The 19,666-nt window shown below is 36.0% G+C and carries 22 protein-coding genes, 1 pseudogene, 1 riboswitch and 1 other annotated feature; of the genes and pseudogenes, 4 read left to right on the forward strand and 19 right to left on the reverse strand.

The genetic code is table 11. From position 1 onward, the window contains the following. Positions 1–99: 99 nt before the first annotated feature. Both B5D12_RS00735 and B5D12_RS00740 read right to left on the reverse strand, forming a co-directional pair. The gene (locus tag B5D12_RS00735; protein WP_078755026.1) at positions 100–1,206 is read right to left on the reverse strand and encodes a lactate oxidase; all 1,107 of its coding nucleotides are present in this window, start codon (positions 1,204–1,206) and stop codon (positions 100–102) included. A 199-nt stretch (positions 1,207–1,405) separates the two neighbouring features. Continuing rightward, positions 1,406–1,804: a PaaI family thioesterase gene (locus B5D12_RS00740; protein WP_078755027.1), complete on the reverse strand. Its 399-nt coding sequence runs from the start codon at positions 1,802–1,804 to the stop codon at positions 1,406–1,408. 146 nt (positions 1,805–1,950) lie between these two features. On the opposite strand from B5D12_RS00740, the gene B5D12_RS00745 reads away from it, so the two are divergent. Beyond that, the gene (locus B5D12_RS00745) at positions 1,951–2,535 is read left to right on the forward strand and encodes an EndoU domain-containing protein (RefSeq protein WP_078755028.1); all 585 of its coding nucleotides are present in this window, start codon (positions 1,951–1,953) and stop codon (positions 2,533–2,535) included. Between the two features lie 8 nt (positions 2,536–2,543). Then, the gene (locus B5D12_RS00750) at positions 2,544–2,852 is read left to right on the forward strand and encodes a hypothetical protein (RefSeq protein ID WP_078755029.1); all 309 of its coding nucleotides are present in this window, start codon (positions 2,544–2,546) and stop codon (positions 2,850–2,852) included. Positions 2,853–2,907: 55 nt separating this feature from the next. Here B5D12_RS00750 and B5D12_RS00755 read toward each other — a convergent pair whose 3' ends face one another. From B5D12_RS00755 to B5D12_RS10585, 3 genes are read right to left on the reverse strand one after another with little or no spacing between them, the layout of a single operon-like run. Further along, positions 2,908–3,309 (reverse strand): MFS transporter, encoded by a 402-nt coding sequence (locus B5D12_RS00755; protein ID WP_200802969.1) that lies wholly within the window; start codon positions 3,307–3,309, stop codon positions 2,908–2,910. Positions 3,310–3,313: 4 nt separating this feature from the next. Next, positions 3,314–3,502 carry an MFS transporter gene (locus tag B5D12_RS10580; protein WP_159443816.1) on the reverse strand — a complete coding sequence of 63 codons (189 nt, stop codon included), beginning with the start codon at positions 3,500–3,502 and terminating at the stop codon, positions 3,314–3,316. A gap of 14 nt (positions 3,503–3,516) precedes the next feature. After that, positions 3,517–3,609 (reverse strand): TetR family transcriptional regulator, encoded by a 93-nt coding sequence (locus tag B5D12_RS10585; protein WP_078755032.1) that lies wholly within the window; start codon positions 3,607–3,609, stop codon positions 3,517–3,519. A 338-nt stretch (positions 3,610–3,947) separates the two neighbouring features. Here B5D12_RS10585 and B5D12_RS00770 point away from each other — a divergent pair, with 338 nt between their 5' ends. Both B5D12_RS00770 and B5D12_RS00775 read left to right on the forward strand, forming a co-directional pair. Then, positions 3,948–4,523 (forward strand): chromate transporter, encoded by a 576-nt coding sequence (locus B5D12_RS00770; protein ID WP_200802970.1) that lies wholly within the window; start codon positions 3,948–3,950, stop codon positions 4,521–4,523. Beyond that, positions 4,523–5,086 carry a chromate transporter gene (locus tag B5D12_RS00775; protein WP_078755034.1) on the forward strand — a complete coding sequence of 188 codons (564 nt, stop codon included), beginning with the start codon at positions 4,523–4,525 and terminating at the stop codon, positions 5,084–5,086. Before B5D12_RS00770 ends, B5D12_RS00775 begins: the two co-directional genes overlap by 1 nt. A 241-nt stretch (positions 5,087–5,327) precedes the next feature. Here B5D12_RS00775 and B5D12_RS10340 read toward each other — a convergent pair whose 3' ends face one another. The 14 genes and pseudogenes from B5D12_RS10340 to B5D12_RS00845 all read right to left on the reverse strand — a co-directional run bounded on the left by B5D12_RS10340 (position 5,328) and on the right by B5D12_RS00845 (position 19,372). Next, a complete protein-coding gene (locus B5D12_RS10340) occupies positions 5,328–6,221 on the reverse strand; it encodes an IS3 family transposase (protein WP_078755035.1) in 894 nt (297 codons plus the stop codon). Then, positions 6,218–6,763: a helix-turn-helix domain-containing protein gene (locus tag B5D12_RS10345; RefSeq protein WP_078755036.1), complete on the reverse strand. Its 546-nt coding sequence runs from the start codon at positions 6,761–6,763 to the stop codon at positions 6,218–6,220. Before B5D12_RS10345 ends, B5D12_RS10340 begins: the two co-directional genes overlap by 4 nt. 128 nt (positions 6,764–6,891) lie before the next feature. Then, positions 6,892–7,476: a DJ-1 family glyoxalase III gene (locus B5D12_RS00790; RefSeq protein ID WP_078755037.1), complete on the reverse strand. Its 585-nt coding sequence runs from the start codon at positions 7,474–7,476 to the stop codon at positions 6,892–6,894. A gap of 263 nt (positions 7,477–7,739) precedes the next feature. Next, positions 7,740–8,065, reverse strand: a pseudogene (locus tag B5D12_RS00795) (putative quinol monooxygenase). A gap of 62 nt (positions 8,066–8,127) precedes the next feature. Continuing rightward, positions 8,128–8,799, reverse strand: a complete 672-nt coding sequence (locus B5D12_RS00800; protein WP_200802971.1) for an SGNH/GDSL hydrolase family protein — start codon at positions 8,797–8,799, stop codon at positions 8,128–8,130. 94 nt (positions 8,800–8,893) lie between these two features. Further along, positions 8,894–9,553 carry an ABC-2 transporter permease gene (locus tag B5D12_RS00805; RefSeq protein ID WP_078755038.1) on the reverse strand — a complete coding sequence of 220 codons (660 nt, stop codon included), beginning with the start codon at positions 9,551–9,553 and terminating at the stop codon, positions 8,894–8,896. Continuing rightward, on the reverse strand, positions 9,550–10,398 hold the full coding sequence (locus B5D12_RS00810; RefSeq protein WP_200802972.1) for an ABC transporter ATP-binding protein: 849 nt from the start codon (positions 10,396–10,398) through the stop codon (positions 9,550–9,552). Before B5D12_RS00810 ends, B5D12_RS00805 begins: the two co-directional genes overlap by 4 nt. Before the next feature lies 1 nt (position 10,399). Next, entirely contained in the window at positions 10,400–10,774 is a 375-nt protein-coding gene (locus tag B5D12_RS00815; protein WP_078755040.1) for a GntR family transcriptional regulator, read from the reverse strand. Positions 10,775–10,877: 103 nt separating this feature from the next. Continuing rightward, entirely contained in the window at positions 10,878–11,273 is a 396-nt protein-coding gene (locus tag B5D12_RS00820; RefSeq protein WP_078755041.1) for an arsenate reductase/protein-tyrosine-phosphatase family protein, read from the reverse strand. A 436-nt stretch (positions 11,274–11,709) separates the two neighbouring features. After that, positions 11,710–13,035: a magnesium transporter gene (mgtE, locus tag B5D12_RS00825; protein WP_078755042.1), complete on the reverse strand. Its 1,326-nt coding sequence runs from the start codon at positions 13,033–13,035 to the stop codon at positions 11,710–11,712. 172 nt (positions 13,036–13,207) lie between these two features. After that, positions 13,208–13,364: riboswitch (M-box (ykoK) riboswitch) on the reverse strand. Between the two features lie 379 nt (positions 13,365–13,743). Continuing rightward, positions 13,744–15,090 carry a branched-chain amino acid transport system II carrier protein gene (gene brnQ, locus B5D12_RS00830; protein ID WP_078755043.1) on the reverse strand — a complete coding sequence of 449 codons (1,347 nt, stop codon included), beginning with the start codon at positions 15,088–15,090 and terminating at the stop codon, positions 13,744–13,746. A 56-nt stretch (positions 15,091–15,146) separates the two neighbouring features. Then, positions 15,147–15,371: a binding site (T-box leader), on the reverse strand. A 446-nt stretch (positions 15,372–15,817) separates the two neighbouring features. Continuing rightward, positions 15,818–17,704, reverse strand: a complete 1,887-nt coding sequence (locus B5D12_RS00835; RefSeq protein WP_078755044.1) for a PTS fructose transporter subunit IIABC — start codon at positions 17,702–17,704, stop codon at positions 15,818–15,820. 13 nt (positions 17,705–17,717) lie between these two features. Then, entirely contained in the window at positions 17,718–18,623 is a 906-nt protein-coding gene (pfkB, locus tag B5D12_RS00840; protein WP_078755045.1) for a 1-phosphofructokinase, read from the reverse strand. Beyond that, positions 18,620–19,372, reverse strand: a complete 753-nt coding sequence (locus B5D12_RS00845) for a DeoR/GlpR family DNA-binding transcription regulator (protein WP_078755046.1) — start codon at positions 19,370–19,372, stop codon at positions 18,620–18,622. Before B5D12_RS00845 ends, pfkB begins: the two co-directional genes overlap by 4 nt. Between the last annotated feature and the right edge of the window lie 294 nt (positions 19,373–19,666).

Below are 19,666 nucleotides of genomic sequence, written 5' to 3' on the forward strand. Positions count from 1 at the left end.
CCTTTATTAACTCTATTATATAACGCAGCAGAGGGACTTGAGAAGATAAAAAAATCCAGTTTAGAGCCGCACTGAGCTTTTCTAAACTGAATTAAATGATTATCTTAAATCAATTAATTGAGTATTTTTAATATCTTCAATTGTTTGTGTTCCAGCTAATTGCATCACACGTTTTAAATCTCTTTCAAAATATTCAAAAACAGATTGTACCCCTTGCCAACCGCCAAGTGCTAATCCAAATAACACTGGACGACCAATCGCAACGATATCTGCTCCACTAGCTAAGGCTTTAAAGATATGTTCACCACGACGGATACCTGAGTCAAACACAATCGGAACTCGTTTATCGACAACTTTAGCAATCGCTGGTAGCATTTCAAATGATCCAGGTGCACCATCTAATTGACGCCCACCATGAGTAGATACCCAAATACCGTCAGCCCCCGCTTGAATGGCAGCTTCTGCATCTTCAGGTGCTTGAACACCTTTTAAGAAAACAGGTAATCCTGAATATTCTTTGATAAAACGAATGTCATCCATCGTAATTTTTTGTTTAGATTGTCCATAAATATTATTTAATGACATATCTTTCCCTGTACCTGTAAGGTAACGGGCAACAATCGGCATACTAAATGGATAGACGAAATGATTTTTCTCATCACGATGACGATTGCCCCCAACCGTCGCATCAGCCGTTAAAATAATAGCTGTCGCACCGTCTGCTTTCGCTTCATCTAAAATGCTTTTATTTAATTGATCATCTTTAGACATATAAATTTGGAACCAACGAGGTGTGTCTTGTAATCCTTCATCGATTTCCTCAAAAGTTGCTCCTGAATATGCAGAAATCGACATTAAAGAGCCACCAAATTCACGGATCCCTCTTGCAGTACCCGCTTCTTTGGATTGATGTGCTAACCCATGAGCCGCGATTGGTGCCATTATATATGGTACTTTTAATTCATGTTCAAAGATTTTAGTATTAGTCTCTGGAAACTCAACGTTCGCAGCTACTCGTGGTACAATCCCTTTAAAATTAAAAGATTCCACATTACGTCTCAAGGTAAACTCATCACCAGATCCTCCTGCTAGGTAGTCAAAACCACCATGAGGTATGACTTCTTTGGCTAAATCTTCTAGCTCAATAGTGTTAAAAATTCCTAATTTTTTTACATGATCAGGTGCCCCATATTGTCCTTCTGTCATTTTACAAACTTCCTTCCAACTTACATTAAAATATTAACGGCATACCTTATGCCAATAGTAATATTATAACTCTCTTTGAGTAGTAATGTAAGGCTTTTCTAATCTTATAATAAAACTATATAAAAACGCATCAAAACAAAAAAAGCAACGATTTTTCACAATATAATTACGAATCGCCAATCATTGCTTGTTTAAAATATTAATCAATATGGAACATCGTCGCCATCATATCTACCAGTAAGACATCGTCTTGATTACGCACTTCCACTAAATAGATAGAAGTATTGCGCCCTTCTCTACGAGGAATTACTTTAGCTGTTAAAGTATCTCCCACTTTACCCGGCTTATAATAATTTATATTACTATCTAAAGTCACTGAATTTTGTTTAATATAAGCCATTCTAGCACCCGCTGCGACATCACATAATGTAAATAGAAAGCCTCCATGAGCAATTCCTATGGGATTTGTATGTTTTTCTTCCATTTTAACTTGGACATAGACAAAATCATCCTCATCGACTAAGACTTGAGTTACACCAATTAATTTATGAAACTGACCTGAAATTTCAGTCATATCAAATGTTTGTTTAATATTCATTTTTTCACCTATCAATAATATTCGTTTTAGTAATAAATCTATTCTACCTAAATCTTATCAAATAGTAAATAAATTAACGTTTATTATGAGTTATTTGATTTAAAGCTATATACTAAGTATAATAAACTCATTCAAGGAGGATATCTATGAAAAAAATCTTCAAATACTGGCTAATAACCCTAACAACTTTATTACTCGTCGCTTGTGGTAATGACCCTAATATCACAGCGCCAGACAATGATCTTAATCATAACCCTGTTACTACTGAAGAAAGTCAAAAAAATAAACAGACGTCAACACAAACCCAGATAGAATTCACCCCAGAAGAGTTTGATACCGACAATTTAAAAGGGACCAACATTTTCGTAAAAAATGGGCTGGCACATATCTTCTTTGGTTCCATTAATCGTGATGGTAAAGCCACCGGCTATCATTACGAAGGCTTAGCTCCCGATGTTACAATTATAGAAAGCACACGCTCTAAAACAGACCGTCATGGTGTCTACCGTGCTAAAATAACAATTGATGGCGAACCGAAAAAAGCCTATTCTTCATTCTTTCCACAAAAGTGGACGCCACAAGAAGTCGTTGATGCAATCAATGAAGCCTATGAAAATAGTGAACATATAAGTGGTAATATTTTCGAAGGTGAGAGCCAAGGCATCAAGATTCAAATGTATCTCACTGATGATGACAAAATCATTTCCGCATTCCCGATATATGAAAGGTAGGATAAATTATGTACCATTTTGAAAAAAGAAAAGAGAGATACCATGTCGTCTTTGAAGATGATCCTCACTATTCATTAGTTGATCCCTTCCTTCAAGTTGAAGGTGCGAGTTTTGATGATATGATTACGCATACTATCATTGAGTTTCTCGATAACATTCATGATGAAAAAAGCTTTGCAGGTAATGTCTATCAAATAACGCTAAACCAAGACCACACGATTATTGAGGATACACTTGGCGAAATCGAAGAAACCATTCCAACCTCTTTATTTATCCAAATCTATATTCAATGGCTTGAGTACATTTACCCAGAATAAACGATAAACTCCTCACACAAATTGTGCGAGGAGTTTTTTTAATAGTATTAGCTTTCTATCCCTCTAAAATCTGACTCATTTCGAGTGCTTTTTCATCTGTTAAATTGAATTTTCTTACAAACACTCGGTAAGCGGTCAACAAACCAATCATTGGCAATATTGTCATCATTAATCTCAAGCCATTTAAGGTTGAAGTACTTTGTTTAATCATTTCACCAGTTTCACCACTATTTCCCTCTAGTCCAATTAAATCCAAACCGATCCCCGTTAAAAAGACCGCTAAACCACTCGCCGCTTTCACAACAAATGTCTGCATACTAAAAATGACCGACTCATCCCGATGCCCTGTTTTAATCTCTCCATAATCCACCGATAAAGATAAGAAAATAGTGGTTAAAACAGTCAAAATACCATTGCCACTAAAAATCAGAACACCTGGGATTAATAAAATCGGCAATGAGTTATTGTGTCCTAGGAAGCCAGCCATCAGTCAAATAATAATAATCCCCCGATAAGCCATATAAGATGAACGCACTTAACAGGGGCCGGGTTAATAACCAGGGTCTATATTTATCCCATTTGGTATTGGTTTTAGCCACAACTACTCCCATAAATGAATCATTGGCCGCATCAAAAATTCTACCAATCACTAAAATCAGTTCGATTAATTAGGCCAAAAACCATCGTCTACCACTTCATTAAGAATGGCTTTTTTAGAAGGAAAATACTGATAAATCGTCTTTTTAGAAATACGCAATTCACTCTATAATTCATCTAAAGTAAATTTTAAATTTTTCGCTTGAACCAATTGGATTCTATGACGGATAATTTTTTCGACCAACATAAGGACACTCCTTTAATCTTACAATTCGATATGCATAGCGAGCTGTTATTATTAATGTCAATGGAAACTCAAATGGTTTTACTAGTTTGCATTACATCGTTTGGTAGACGTTTACGTTAACCTATAATTCATTCATCTATAAGTAGGTTTTATTTGTTTGTCTGATTAAATAGGATTTCCCTTAATAATTAGTTCCATTTATGATATTTTAGAAGAGTGAACATCATTTGCATAAGAAATGAGGAATTAACTTGAAACCTTTTACTAAACGAGACTATTTTCACTTATTTACCTCTACCTTTAAATTATCAGCCTTTACCTTTGGCGGAGGTTTTGTCATAATCCCTTTGATGCGCAAACGATTCGTTGAAGAATTACACTGGATTGAAGAAGAGGAAATGGTCGACTTAACGGTGATTGCACAATCTTCTCCGGGAGCCATTGCGGTTAATGCTGCTATCTTAGTTGGCTATCGTGTCGGTGGCCTTTTAGGAGCCTTGGTGTCCGTGATTGGAACCGTCCTTCCCCCTTTAATCATTATTTCGATTATTTCAATGTTTTACCAAGCTTTTCGTGATAACCTTTATGTAGGAATTATTATGAGAGGGATGCTAGCAGGAGTAGCCGCCGTCATTATTGACGTGGTTTGGCGCATGGGGCAACAGTTGATGAAAGAAAAACGTTTGTTACCTCTGATTGTGATGGTCTTAACCTTTATCGCTTCAAGATATTTAGGACTCAATATTCTGTTAATCATTGTGATGTGTGCCTTAATCGGAGCAATTGATAGTTGGTATCGTATGCGCAGACAGGATGGTGATATTTGATGATTTTTTTAGAACTTTTTTGGTCATTTTTTCAAATTGGCTTATTTAGTATTGGCGGTGGCTATGCTGCGATGCCACTAATCCAAGATCAGACCGTTGAACTGAATCAATGGCTAACGATGACGCAATTTGCTGATATTATGACGATTGCTGAAATGACACCTGGACCGATTGCGATTAATTCTGCCACCTTTGTCGGTATTCAAGTTGCAGGAATCCCAGGTGCACTTGTGGCCACCTTTGGATGTGTCTTGCCGTCCAGTATCATCGTGATGAGTTTAGCCTATTTATATTATCGCTATCGAGGGTTTTCTTTAGTCAATGGCGCCCTGGCAGGTTTACGACCAGCAGTGATTGCGATGATTGCCTCAGCAGGATTATCATTATTTAACATGGCCATCTTTGGTCAACAACGACTACCAAAAGATAGTTTCAATCTCGATTGGATAGGCTTATTTCTATTTATCACAGCACTGGCACTCTTACGCAAGTACAAAGCGAATCCAATCCATGTAATGATTATGGCTGGAGTGGTGCGTTTAGTGCTCTATTTGATAATGTGATTGTTTAACGCATAAAATCTATGAATTGAAAATAAAAAAAGCCTTAAAGATATAGGTTGGATATAGTGACCCCAAAAAGTTAGACTAAATTTTTATGAAGAGTTACTCCTGTTGGGTAGCTCTTTTTCATTGTGCTTAATTTGTTGCTTCCGACCTTAAGCCACCATCCTCATCAGACATTGAAGCGTGTCAAGAGGAAGAGCGAAGCGGCTCTTGATTCGCTTCGATGGCTGTGAGACACTTAGGCGCTTAAGGAAGTATAATGCTTCTTATATTCCACAGGACTCAGGTACCCAAGCTTTTCCTTAATTCGATCTTCATTGTAGTATCTTATATAGTTGTGGATTGCTTGTTCTAACGCTTCATAACTATGATACACATTCCCGTAATACATTTCTTGCTTCATGATGCCAAAGAAGTTTTCTGCCGGTGCATTATCTAGGCAGTTCCCCTTGCGTGACATACTCTGAAAGATTTTATTATCTTTCAATAATTCCTGATATTCATTCATTTGATAGGCCCAACCTTGATCTGAGTGAAAAGTACGTCGATATTCACAGTTACTTGTTGCCTCGACGGCTTCTTTAAGTGCTGCCTTCATAGATGTTTTGTTTGGTTGAGCTGAAATTTTATAGCTCACAACTTCCATATTGAATAAATCAATAAATGGATCCAAATATAACTTTCTCAGTTGAAGTTGTCCTGAATCATCCGCGTCATAATATCTAAATTCAGTCGTATCGGTGACAATCTTCTGATGAGGAATTGTGCTGGTAAATCTGCGTTTTAAGCGATTAGGTGCGGTTTTTCCAATATCTCCTTTATAGGAGTTGTATTTGCGTGATTTACGAGTAAAGGATGTTACTTGTAACTTCAAGCTCTTCATCAGTCGCTGTACTTTATTTTTGCCGATTTGATGACCACGTCGCCATAATTCAGCACAAACACGACGATAACCATAGTCTTTATGTATCTTGCGAATATCAAGTATTTCATTTTTTAAATCTTTATCTTTGTCCGGCCGATTCACTCTTTTGAGATGATAATGATAAGTAGCCTTAGGGAAATCAAGCACCTTTAAAATAATAGCCAATGTATACGTTGTTTGTTCATGGAGATTACGGATGGCAATCACTGTTTGTTGTCTGGTTGCCGCTTGTCTGCTTCCCGCAATCTCCTCAATTCTTTTAAAAATTTGTTCTCAATATCTAGCTGTGTGATGCGTGCCTCTTGTTCTTCAATAATTTTCTTTAACGCGTCATTTTCGTTCTCCAGAGATACTGAATTTTGTTTAGGTTGATATTTCTTTTGTTTTGACATGGTTGGTGGCCTCCCTAGTGATTTAGATAAGCCATCGATACCCTCTCTCTTGAATGTCCGTAACCAATTGGCGATCAAACTTGGATTATTTATACCAAATTGTTTCCCGACTTCGCGATAGCTTAACGTTGTATTCAAGTATAATTCTATCGCATTTAACTTCATTTCGACAGTATAATGACGCTTAGTCGTTTTTACGTGAAGTCCATTTATGCCAAAATCCTGGTAGTTGTGGATCCATCGTTTAATATCAGATTTGCCTATTTGATATTTCTCTGCAAGTTGTTTGTAGCTTCTAGCTCCTGCTTCATATTCTGCAACAACTTGAAGCTTAATCTCTAAATTATATTTGCTCATAAATTAACCCCCCAAAAGTTAGATTTTTGGTCTAACTTTTGGGGGGCAGCTCAGGATTAGCCAACTTATCTTTAAGGCTTTTATACTGTATCAATGGTTAAAACTATGTTAAACTATTTTACTAGTAATTAAGCTTTAAACCCGTAAAACTCTTCCACTTTATGCTGTTGAATACCTTCTTTTAACTTTTCTACCGCTTCACGGCCTAATAAGGTTTCTACAATTTTAAAAGATTGATAGATGGCGATAGCAGCACCACGACCGGTAATAATATTACCATCTTCTACAACAATGTCATCCTCAACATATGCTTTAGCTGTCGTCAATTCCTCTTTAAAACTAGGGAAACTGGTCACATTTTTACCTTCAATAACCCCAGCTTTTTCTAAAACAATCGGAGCTGCACAAATTGCTGTAACCAATTTTTCTTCTTGATTAAATTGCTGTACAAGCTTAACGACCGCTTCATTATCTCGTAAATTAGTCGCTCCTGGCAATCCTCCTGGTAAATATAAACCTACATAGTCATCTGGATTAATATCAGTTAACAATTTGTCGGCTAAAACAGGAATCTTATGGGAACCCGTTACCTTGAGGTCATCGGTAATCGAGACGGTATCTACTTCAATACCAGCTCTTCTTAAATAGTCAACGGGAGTCAATGCTTCAATTTCTTCAAATCCATCGGCTAAAAACACTAAAAATCTTTTCATTTTGTCCTCCTTATGTTGCCTTATATTGTATTACAGTTTTAATATAACATAATGATAACGCATTATAAAACAATCCGACTATCTGTGGGAGTGGACCAGAAGTAGAAAATTAAATAATTTTCGCTTCGTCTGCCTACCCCCGCACAGTTGGGAGTAGACCTCAAACAAGTCGTTAAGACGCGGTTTGAGACCACTCAACCACTGCACTATTCATTAACGAACAATAATCTCAACTATATTTATCAAGTTTATGCCCAGCCTCACTATTCTCGAATAAATTGACGATCGGCTTCGTTTTCCTCAAGACTGGTAAAACGCTCGACTTTCATTGTTATATCATATTTCTCGCGTAACGCAATAATTTGATTCATCATTGGTGTTGCATGATGAATATCTAGCGCTTCCTGGCTTTCCCATTGATCGACTAATAAGACCGTCTCTGGTTCAGCAACCGAATAAAAATAGTCATACTTAAGATTACCGGCTTCTGCTCTTATCTTTTGTGCAATGCCACTTTGCTCCATCTCTTCGACAAATTTTTTGCATTGTCATTTTTACCTGTGTAATATATATTGATTGTGATAGTCATATATAAACCTCCTATTTTACGACTGGTTCATTCATTATCAAACGATTGATTAGCTAACAACTTTACAGACTTCTTTGTAAATACGGTAATAAATTGCGATAAACAACATCATAAGCCTCTGCATATAAATGAATACCATCTTTTGTGAAATGACGATATAAATTGCCGGTCTCATCAGCCAGTCCAGCGTTAACATTCATAAAGTGGTACCCAAACTCATGAGCTAAATTCTCTGCTATTTGATTGGCTTCAGCAATTTTAGCATTCGTACGCGAGAATCCCTGCCAATACTTCAAGATAGGATGCGTTTCGTCCATTGGATAATAAGCCATAACATAAACTTTCGTTGTCGGGAGTGCCGCTTTAATCTGTCGCAAAATTTCACGATAATTACTTTCCAATGTTACTTGCCACGACAATTGTCCCGCTTGATCTTGGATATCATTGGTTCCAATATTAATGAAGAGTGTTGTTGGTTCTAAGTCTAATGCCATTGTTTCAATATTTTCTAAAAATTGGCTCGTTGTAAAGCCACCAACTCCTCGATTATGGACTTTGATATTTAAACCGTAAATCATTGCTAACTCAACGATTGGAAATTGTTCCATTAAAGAAGAACCTGTAAACAACACCTGCCCTTTGGTTGCTATTTTATTTAAGTACTGATAATTTTTTAGTAAATCTTGTTGGTATTTTACAAACTCATCTAATTGTGTCATGTTTTCTTCAACCATCACTATGCCCCTCTCCCACTAACTCTATTATAATCCTTTTGAAAGCGTGAGCAAACCGAAAAGCCGTCCTAACTAAAGTCAGAACGACTATTATTTAGACTAAATCCTTCTCTTTATACCATTTTATTGCGGTTGTAATGGATACCAGATAGATTGCTAATAACATTGCGATTAGTAACAATATCATTAACATTTTATGATTCATTCCCCAGGTGATTAATTGAAATGTTTGTTCTTTAAAATAACTCGCTAAAAAACCAACTACACCAAACAAAACAAAGGTTAAAGACATCATTAGTTTAGCTTTGGTATAGCCATATTTAAAATAAAACGGATATTGGATACAAACGATTAATTGGCTGATAATTAAATAGATTGGAATCACCACGACGACCATCGACCAGATATTTTCGGTCTGGATAAATTGAGCGAGAACGAACGCTAGAAGGATTGTAGCCAACTGAATAATAATTGCCAGTACTAAATTGGAAACATATCTGCCAATCACAATCTCTTTTTCTTTAAAACCAAATACGCGGTATAAACTATCAATTCCTGTTTTATCACCAACTAAAAACGGGTACGTAGATAGAAGGCTTACAAATAATAAAGCGACACCAAAAATAATCATTAGATTACTCGTTACCATCGAATAAAATACGCCTAACCCAATGAATATTAGCGCATTTTTTAGCGTTAAATAGGGTTTAATCGATAACATGTCAATTTTGATAAATCTTATAATCTTACTCATTTTATCCTCCCATATAACATCATCACACGATCAATGGATGGTATTTGCACGTCAAATAATGAGGCATCCATTTGTTCAAGCCATTCGCTTTCAATCAAGACTTCGGTATTGACAAGGGAATTCTTGCGACCTAAAATGGCTTCACCATTAATTCTCTCAATGTCTCCACTTGAACCTACCAATACACGATATTGTTCCACAAAGTCGTCCTTACTACACGCTTTTAATAACTGACCTTGATCAATATACACAATATAATCGGCAATCATCTCCAAGTCTTGAGTGATATGTGTTGAAAATAAAACCGTATGATTTTCCTCACTCATAAAATCTTGAATTAGCGTAACAAATTCATCACGCATTTGCGGGTCCAAACCACTCGTTGGCTCATCTAAAATTAGAATATCTGCATTATGGGATAAAGCAATGGCTAACATTAACTTGATTTTCATCCCTTTTGATAACTCTTTAACTTTTAAATTTTCATGAATATCAAATTGCTTTAAATAGTTATAATATTTATCCATATCCCATTGCTGGAACCCTAAAGACATCACCTGATTAACCAGCTGCATATCCCAATCCTGTCCTAATAGAGGTTCATCCATTACGATGCCCACATTTTGTAAATAGTCATAATTTTGTGATATCGGTTGACCATTTTCCAAAATTTGACCTTCAAAATGGATTAATGACAACATCGATCGTATTGCGGTTGTTTTACCTGATCCATTACGGCCAATAAAGCCCGTCACATAGCCTTTAGGCACCTCAAAAGATAATTGATTCAACTTAAAATTTTTGAAACTTTTCGTTAAGTCGACTAACCCTATTCTATTGTCCATTTTATTCACCCTCATACATAAATTCGACTAATTCTAAAAATGTTTGTTTTTCAATAGCTAACGATTTTGCTAAAATAATAGCTTCTGATATGTTGTTCTCCATCTCTTTTTGTTTTTCTTCAACTTTTAACTCTTGATTATTTTCAGCAACAAATGTTCCTAGCCCTTGTCTTACCTCAATAAAGCCTTCTTTAGCTAATTCATCGTAAGCCTTTTTTACGGTTAAAATACTGACTTTCAATTCCTTGGATAAGACTCTCACCGATGGTAATTGCTCGCCATCATCCAATTGACCGGTCATGATATTCTCTTTGATAGCATTTTTAATTTGTTCAAATAACGGAATACTACTTCCATTTGAAAGAACGATTTTCAATGATTACCACCTCTTTGTATAACAGTATATAACACCCATTAACAGTTGTCAAATAAATAAAAAAGAGCAGCATCCCTTCAAGAAACACTACCCTTATTTTAAATTAACTCAATTCTTCTTTTAATGCTAATATATTTTTCTCAATTTTAGCGATAATCTCTTTGAAAAATGCATCATCATGGCCTGTTGGGTCTGCTAAATCCCAATCACCATCATATGATTTTCCGATAAAAGGACAACCTACTTCACACCCCATCGAAAATGCTATATCTGGCATTGGTATTTCATCGACAAGCTTAGAATGCTGGGTGGCTTCCATGTCAATATTGTATAATTCTTTCATAATTCTGACAGCATCTTGATTAATTTGCGGTTTGGTTTCAGTCCCTGCTGAATAACTATCGAAAACTTCACTTGCGAAATGCTTTCCTAATGCTTCTGCTATTTGACTGCGACATGAATTATGAACACATATAAACGCTACTTTTTTCTTTTCCATTTTACACCCCTTTATGCCTGTTCACGGTTCATTATATACGCTCGCGAATTGTCTCTGCAAGTAAATCACCTTCGGGTTCAACTAATTATTAGTGAATGGTCTTTAACACGCGTTTACCATTTCTATTTGTTGGAATGCCTTGTTCAATTATAGTTGAATGACTCATAGTTCTAAATAAGATTTCGATTAACGTCGAAACATTCCTCATCAGTTAACCTATAGAAATCATAGTCAAAACGATTTTTTGACGCCTCCTAGATTAGCTAATAAAATTGTTGCAATTTCACATAGCACTCATTTCCATTTAATTCACAGCATCGAAGTTGCCACCCTGTCTTTTAAACAAATTTGCCATAGACCCATTCACTGCTAATCTAATGCTTAATGGCCCTTTAAACACATAAAAAATCGGACTCCTAAAGGAATCCGAGAATTGTTAAATACCTAATAAAAGGCTGGCAATTTCAAAATAAATAATTAAAGCGAAAGTATCAACAACCGTTGTAATCAATGGACCGGCCATGACTACTGGGTCTTGTTTAAAGAATAACCCAATAAATGGCAATACAGCCCCAACCAGTTTAGCCATTACGATAGTACACATTAAGCTAAGTGATACAGTTAAATTAACCATTAAACTAACATGATCCATCATTCCAATTCGAATAATGTTGATGATAGCTAAGCTTAGCCCGACCATCAAGGCAATTCTTAATTCTTTCCAAACAATTTTTAAAATATCGCCACTATCCAATTCACCTAAAGTAAGCGAACGAATAATAACCGTTGTGGCTTGGCCACCAGCATTACCACCACTATCCATTAACATTGGAATATAAGCCGCCAGCACGACACTGGTTGAAATAATATCATCATATCTTTGAATAATGTAACCGGTCATTGTTGCGGTAATCATTAATATGAGTAACCATTTAATCCGTTTTAAAAAATGTGAATAGGCTGACTCTTCTAAATAGCCCTCATCGATATTAGCTACCCCTTGCATTTGGGCGATATCTTCAGAGAATTCTTCTTCAATAACCTCTAAAACGGTCTCAGTTGAAATAACCCCTACTAAGCAACCTTCTTCATCAATAACGGGTAAAACAGACAAGTGATACTTATTCATTAATTTTGCCGCTTCTTCTTGGTCAGCTAATGTATTAATGGAGATGACATCGTGTTTGATTAATTCTGATAATGGTTGATCTTGATATCTTAAGAGATCCGCTACGTTAATAAAGCCCTGTAATTGTTGACTATGATTAACCACCCAAATAACTTGTAAAAATTCTGCATCAAATTGAGCGGTCTTTACTTTTTCAATAATTGTCTCTAACGTATCATTTTCATAACATTTAACTAACTCTACCCCCATAATAGAGCCAACACTTTCTTCTGGATAACCTAACACCTGATTAATTAATGGGCGTCTAGTACCATCTATATGGCGAATTAATCGTTTAACGATATTCGCAGGTACTTCACGCATGGTTTCAGCTAATTCAAATGAATCCAGATGTTGAATGACAGTCTCAAGCTCAGAATCACTTAAATGTTCAATCATTGCTTGTTTATAGTCAGTGCCCAACTCAGCAAAAGCTTCTGATAATTGTTCTTTTTTAATAAGACGACTGATAAATAAAATTTCTTCTGTATCAAGCTCTTCCATATAATGAGCCAAATCTACTTCATGCATTCTATTTAATTTTTCTGTTAGATCAAATAATTCTTTTTTGTTAAGTTCTAAAATTCCTTTCATACCAATACCTCAATTCATCATAAATTCGAGGTTTAGGTGAAGCTATTGATATGATACTATACCTTTGTCCCTGGGGATAATCATCACTCTTCAAATAAACCACTCCTCTATAATAAATTTTGGCGAAAAAAATAGTCTACCTCTATAAAGGCAGACCAAAAAAATACTTAAACAATAAAAAAACTAGTTCAAGCTTTAGCTCTGATAGGCGGTGAAATTACACTAGTCGTAACCTTAGCGATTACAACTGCTAACCAGCGAATAATGTCTCCATTTTTTTGCGGCGGTAACCCATATCCTATCAGTAGCCTCACCTACCTCTACCAAAGTATAACATAGCTAGATATTGTTTTCAACTAAATCTTTCACATAATCTAACACCGTTAAAGCTTATGATTTAAAGGTTTCTCTGAAAACGGTAAGTCGTTTTCAATATCATAAGAACTTTTATAAAGTGTATCACTTTTTCAAACACAAAAGAACCTCTCATTATCATTTGCGAAAAAATCTCTGTCGATTTCATCACGTCAAATAACCGTAGTTCTAAAATAACTCCTGTTCCATTTTTTATATTTAAGAACCATATACAACCAAACAATTTTTCGCATTCAAGCGTGATTTTCAAACCAATTATTGTTCGCATTCACGTGCATTGTTTATAAAAAAATCTAGCCTCAAATACATGAGACTAGATGATAAATAGTATTGTTATTTTTCGGTTAAACCAAAACTTACACGCGCACTAGCAGTTGCAAATAATTTTTCAAGAAGCGTTAACACAACAACCGCTACAGCTGTTGGCACTAACCAAGAAAGTCCATATTCTGCCATTGGGAATGACTCTGATAAATCGGCCAAGTAAGGCAACTTCAAGCCAAATGAAACAAATAATAAATCAACCAGTGGTAAACCAACAGATAAAAATGCTGCTACAACATAGGTTAAACGTGAGTAATGCACCCAATCATGGGTAGCCCCTAATACAATCAATACAAGAGCAACTGGATAGATGACTGTTAATACTGGCACTGAGTAGGCTAATAAGTTATTTAATCCAAAGTTCGCCATGACAAATGAGAAAACGGTCCAAACCACTACCCAAGCATGATAAGATAATTTCTTACCGAACAGAGTATGGAAATATTCACTACCACTCGTAATTAAACCAACACAGGTTGTTAAGCAAGCTAAAGTAAAGATAAAAGCTAATAACACAGCTCCAAACTCACCAAAAACTAATCGCGTTGATTCAGATAAGATAGATGCGCCATTTTCAGCACCGGCAAATTGTGTAGAAGTTACCATTCCAATTGTACTTAACATCGCATAAACTAAAAATAATACACACCCCGCGATAATACCAGCTTTTAAAGTATAGCGTGTGACTTGACTTTTATCGGTAATACCGAAATTTTTAATAGCTAAACTCACCACGAAACCAAAGTTCAACGCAGCCACTGCATCCATGGTGTTATAGCCTTCTAAAAATCCTTGAACGACCGGTGCTTGTTGATAATTACCTACTGGAGCAGCCACTTCCTTCGGTAAGAAAATTACACGTAAAAACATGAGTAAGATTAAACTTAGTAAAGTAGGTGTTAAATACTTTCCTACTCTTTCAACTAATTTAGTTGGTTTTAAACAAATCCACATCGCGACACCAAAGAAGACTGCCGTATACAACAAACGGGCGACTAGCGGATTAAAATCACTAGGTAAATAAGGAGCAATTGCCATTTCAAATGGTACACTCCCCGCTCTAGGAATTCCAAGTCCTGGTCCAATCGATACGTAAATAGCGGTGGTAAAAACTAACGAAAACAATGGACCTACACGATTGGCTAAATTCGATAACCCGTCGGTCTTACCAACAACAATAGCTCCTACTACCGGAAACACCACGGCTGTAATAGCAAAACTTAATAATGCGACTAGTGTCGTCGATCCTGCTTGATTTCCCAATAGTGGTGGGAAAATTAAATTGCCTGCACCAAAAAACAATCCAAATAGCATAATGCTAACTTGTAAAAACTGACTACGGGTTAATTTTTTCATTCTATTTCCTCCTAATTTTTCTTCCTAAAAAATGAAAAAATCCTTTGTCACGAATGACAAAGGACGAAATTATCGCGGTACCACCTTTTTTTCTTAACTAAATAAGCGCTCGAACATCAATCAATGTTGGGTAATGATAACGCCTACCACTGCGTCAACTCTTACTAAGTTTCAGAGTTGCAAAAGAAAAAGGATTTTCAACTCACTTCGATATAAGCTCACACCCACCGCTTACTCTCTGAAATACTCCACAAGTTTACTCGTTTTTTCATGTTTTTAAGATTAAAATTATTTTAATACAATTATAATAGCACTCATTTTAGACAGTGTCAAGTATCGTTTTTTTACTTTCAGGAGAAAACTTTAACAAATCTTTGAATTTGAGTAGTTGCTTGGTTGAAATGATTGATTTTGATTGGTTTTGGAAACTATTCTACCTTCTCCCCTACTTTAATACACTTTTATTTGTGCTCTTGCTACAAATTTTCAGAGACCTAATCAAGACACTGCTTATTTTTTTGGGACCTTTGAGATAGAAACAATCTCTATCATCTACTCCGCTATTAACTAAAAACGCTCGTTAACTTCTAGGGATTGCAACAATGAGAAATTAGCTCATATATGGTATCAACTCTTCTCTTAGTCAAAAAAAACAGAAGCAAAATCATTGCTTCTGTCTTCATTTAGGAGTTGGTATTAATTGAAAACACTAAATTAATTTAACGAATTATTCGTTAATGTTTTTCTTTAAGGTTCCTAAGATAAAGGCACTTGCGACTGCCCCTGCGATGACTGCTACTAAGTACATCACTGGATTTTCAACAACACCAATAACCCAGATACCACCATGTGGCGCACGTAAAGAACAGCCAAATAACATTGATAATAATCCAGCTAAGCCTGAACCGACAGCCATTGAAGGAATTACGCGTAATGGGTCAGCTGCTGCAAAAGGAATCGCCCCTTCAGTAATAAATGACATCCCCATAATAATATTTGTTGGAATGGCTTGACGATCTTTTTCAGTAAATTTATTTTTGAATAATAACATTGCTAATGAAATAGCTAACGGCGGTACCATACCACCAGCCATTACTGCGGCCATTACTGCTGAAGAACCTGACGCTAAAGAAGCTGTACCAAAGACATATGCTGCTTTGTTAACCGGTCCACCCATATCCACTGCCATCATAGCACCTAATAAAGCACCTAATAATAACTTAGATGAATTGCCCATATTATTTAACCCATCTGTAATCATGGTATTTAATTGAGCTAATGGTGGATTTAATAATAATAGCATAATCGCACCAATACCTAAGATTCCAAATACTGGGAAAATTAACATCGGTTTGACCCCGTCCATTGAACGTGGAAGTGGTTCTGTCACTTTACGTAATAATAAGATTAAATACCCCGCAATAAATCCGGCTGCTAAAGCTCCTAAGAAACCAGCACCACCAGTATTAGCTAGGTACCCTCCTACCATCCCGACCATTAAACCTGGACGGTCGGCGATTGACATCCCAATATAACCGGCTAAAACAGGCAACATAAAGCTGAAGGCTGCCCCCCCAATTTGATTAAAGAAAGCTGCTAATGGTGTATTAGAACCAAAGCTTGAAGGATCGATTGTATAATCATCTAGTAAGAAAGCTACCGCGATTAAAATTCCTCCACCAACTACGAATGGTAACATATGCGAAACACCATTCATTAAGTGTTTATAGAATTTTTGACCAACAGTTAGATGGCTATCCTCTTCAGTAGCTGCTGCTGCTTGACCTGTTGCTTGATATACTGGACGTGATTCATCTAAGACACGGTTGATTAATTCTGCTGGTTTATTAATACCATCAGACACTTTGGTATCAACTAAACGTTTACCATTGAAACGTGATTTATCCACTGCCACATCCGCTGCAATAATAACCCCTTTAGCATTAGCAATTTCAGCTGTCGTTAAGGCATTCTCAATTCCGGTTGAACCATGAGTTTCAACTTTGACATTATAACCCATTTCTTTGGCTTTATTGATAATCCCTTCAGCTGCCATATAAGTATGAGCAATACCTGTTGGACATCCTGTAACTGCTACAATATCATAGCCAGTATTCGTTTCTTTGTCTAATACCTCTTGGAAGTCTTCAGGGAACTTTTCGGCTTCTTTTTGATTAATCGTATTTAAAAATGTCGTCTTGTCTGTTGCTTTTAATAATGATTTACGGAAGCTTTCATCCATTAACATGGTTGATAAACGTGATAATACTTTTAAGTGCTCATCGTTTGAATTTTCAGGCACCGCTATCATAAAGAATAAATTAGTAGGTGTGCCATCTAATGATTCATAGTCCGTGCCATTTGGTACTGTCATCGATACTAATTGTGGTTTTGAAACGCCTTTCGACTTCGCATGAGGAATGGCAATCCCTTCACCGATTCCGGTCGTACCAGAACCTTCACGAATTTTTAAATCTTCAATATATTGAGCTTTATCTGTTAAAGCACCGGTCTTTTCCATCAAATCTGCTAAACGATGAATGATTTCATCTTTGGTACCAGCTGCTTGTCCTAAGCTAATACCGACTGGTTGCAATAATTCTGTAATTTTCATATTAAACCCCTTCTTATAATTTATTATATATCGCCATAATTTCATCTTTAGTGCCTAAGTTTTCTGAAAATGCTGTTGCACTACCACAGCTTACACCTAATTTGAACGCTTCAATTGGTGAATATTGATTTTTTAATCCATACATAAAACCAGCCACCATCGAGTCGCCTGACCCTACGGTATCAATCACTTCTCCTTTTGGAGCCGCTAAAAACAGACCTTCCCCTTGACTAGATAAGAAATAAGCACCATCGCCACCCATCGAAATAATAATATTTTTGGCGCCCATTTTTTGTAATTCTTTTGAATAGTGCTCAATTTGTTGCGGATCTTCAATCGTTACACCAAAGAAATCTTCTAGTTCTCGTAAATTGGGCTTTACCAAGGTTGGCCCATAAGGTAATGAGAGTTTTAACGCTTCTCCGGTCGTGTCAACCGCAATGGCCACCTCTTTATCTTTCAATAATTCCATAATTTCTGCATAAAACCCATTGCCTAGTGAATCAGGAATACTTCCTGATAAAAATAAATAATCGCCATTTTTTACGTCTTCTAATTTATTTATTAATTCTTGGCGATCTGCTTCATTGATGGTTAAACCTGGACCATTAATTTCTGTTTCGACATCCGCCTTGATCTTCGTATTAATGCGAGTAAATCCTTCTTTAACTAAAATAAAATCACTTAATATTTTATCCTCATCACGTAACACACGCTCGATTTCTTTACCTGTAAAACCGGCGATATAACCTAAGGCAATACTTCTTTCACCTAAATTTTTCAAAATTTTACTGACATTGATGCCTTTACCACCGGCGCTAACGCTTTCAGCATCCATCCGGTTCGTTTCACCTGCTTCTACTTTTTCCAATCTTACGATGTGGTCTAATGCAGGATTTAAAGTTAAAGTGTAAATCATAGTTCCTCCTCCAAAGTCGTTATAATGGCTTGTTCTGTCCCGTCAATTAATTGGTTAGTAATAATTTTCGCTTCAACATCATGACAAAACGTCACTTGAGATACTTTACCAACTTTACTATCATCCGCTAAAATCATCACTTCCTTGCATCGTTCAATCGCTGCTGTTTTGACCATCGCTTCATTAATATCAGGCGTTGTAAAACCAAACTCTTTATGCAAACCATTCGTTCCAAAAAAACCCACTGTAAAATTAAAGCGCCGTAAATATTCACTAGCTGCAATCCCAATAATCGAATCGGTGCTTAACTTAATCTCTCCTGGTAAAATAAAAACTTTATAATTGCGAGCTGACAAATCACGTGCTATTCCAATTGAATTCGTAACGAAAGTAACATTGGTAGTGTTGATAAAAGAAACCATCGCTTCCACACTAGAACCCGCATCCATATAAACAAAATCATTTTCTTTAATATGTTGTGCGGCTAATTGACCAATTAAAATCTTTTCTTGAATTTTAACGGTCATCTTAGTATCCATTGCATCTTCAGTTGTAACGTAATCCGCAATCACAATCGATTTTGCCCCACCAAAGATTTTCTTAATCTTTTTGGCCTCATCTAATTCATTTAAATCTCGGCGAACGGTCGCCAATGAAATATCTAAAGCTTCAGCTATTTGATCCGTTTTAAGTGTTTTATGTCGATTGATCAGTTCTACTATCTTCGCTAAACGATCATCTTTTAACATTTTGTCACCTCATTCTTGTGTTCATATTATCACGAAAAAACCAATAAGTCAATCGCTTTCAATCATAATAAATCAATTTGGTTCATTTTAAACGAGTTGTATTCGCTTAAACAATCAAAAACAATCACATACAGATGAATTATGATTGTTAAGTATGTGCAAAATACCGTTTTTGGGAAATAAAAAAACCACCCGAAGGTGGTTTGCTTTTTATGATGTAAATAATATAGATGATATGACATACTTTGAACGGGAAAACGTAAGTTCTAAAATTAATTTAACCACTTATATTTT

Origin of the sequence: Globicatella sulfidifaciens DSM 15739, from assembly GCF_900167405.1 — a bacterium.
Classification (GTDB): Bacteria; Bacillota; Bacilli; order Lactobacillales; family Aerococcaceae; genus Globicatella; species Globicatella sulfidifaciens.

Coding starts and splice junctions, on each gene's coding strand:
- B5D12_RS00735 (WP_078755026.1), bottom strand. CDS start 1,206: ATGACAGAAGGACAATATGGGGCACCTGATCATGTAAAAAAATTAGGA.
- B5D12_RS00740 (WP_078755027.1), bottom strand. CDS start 1,804: ATGAATATTAAACAAACATTTGATATGACTGAAATTTCAGGTCAGTTT.
- B5D12_RS00745 (WP_078755028.1), top strand. CDS start 1,951: ATGAAAAAAATCTTCAAATACTGGCTAATAACCCTAACAACTTTATTA.
- B5D12_RS00750 (WP_078755029.1), top strand. CDS start 2,544: ATGTACCATTTTGAAAAAAGAAAAGAGAGATACCATGTCGTCTTTGAA.
- B5D12_RS00775 (WP_078755034.1), top strand. CDS start 4,523: ATGATTTTTTTAGAACTTTTTTGGTCATTTTTTCAAATTGGCTTATTT.
- B5D12_RS10345 (WP_078755036.1), bottom strand. CDS start 6,763: ATGAGCAAATATAATTTAGAGATTAAGCTTCAAGTTGTTGCAGAATAT.
- B5D12_RS00790 (WP_078755037.1), bottom strand. CDS start 7,476: ATGAAAAGATTTTTAGTGTTTTTAGCCGATGGATTTGAAGAAATTGAA.
- B5D12_RS00800 (WP_200802971.1), bottom strand. CDS start 8,799: ATGGTTGAAGAAAACATGACACAATTAGATGAGTTTGTAAAATACCAA.
- B5D12_RS00805 (WP_078755038.1), bottom strand. CDS start 9,553: ATGAGTAAGATTATAAGATTTATCAAAATTGACATGTTATCGATTAAA.
- B5D12_RS00810 (WP_200802972.1), bottom strand. CDS start 10,398: ATGGACAATAGAATAGGGTTAGTCGACTTAACGAAAAGTTTCAAAAAT.
- B5D12_RS00820 (WP_078755041.1), bottom strand. CDS start 11,273: ATGGAAAAGAAAAAAGTAGCGTTTATATGTGTTCATAATTCATGTCGC.
- mgtE (WP_078755042.1), bottom strand. CDS start 13,035: ATGAAAGGAATTTTAGAACTTAACAAAAAAGAATTATTTGATCTAACA.
- brnQ (WP_078755043.1), bottom strand. CDS start 15,090: ATGAAAAAATTAACCCGTAGTCAGTTTTTACAAGTTAGCATTATGCTA.
- B5D12_RS00835 (WP_078755044.1), bottom strand. CDS start 17,704: ATGAAAATTACAGAATTATTGCAACCAGTCGGTATTAGCTTAGGACAA.
- pfkB (WP_078755045.1), bottom strand. CDS start 18,623: ATGATTTACACTTTAACTTTAAATCCTGCATTAGACCACATCGTAAGA.
- B5D12_RS00845 (WP_078755046.1), bottom strand. CDS start 19,372: ATGTTAAAAGATGATCGTTTAGCGAAGATAGTAGAACTGATCAATCGA.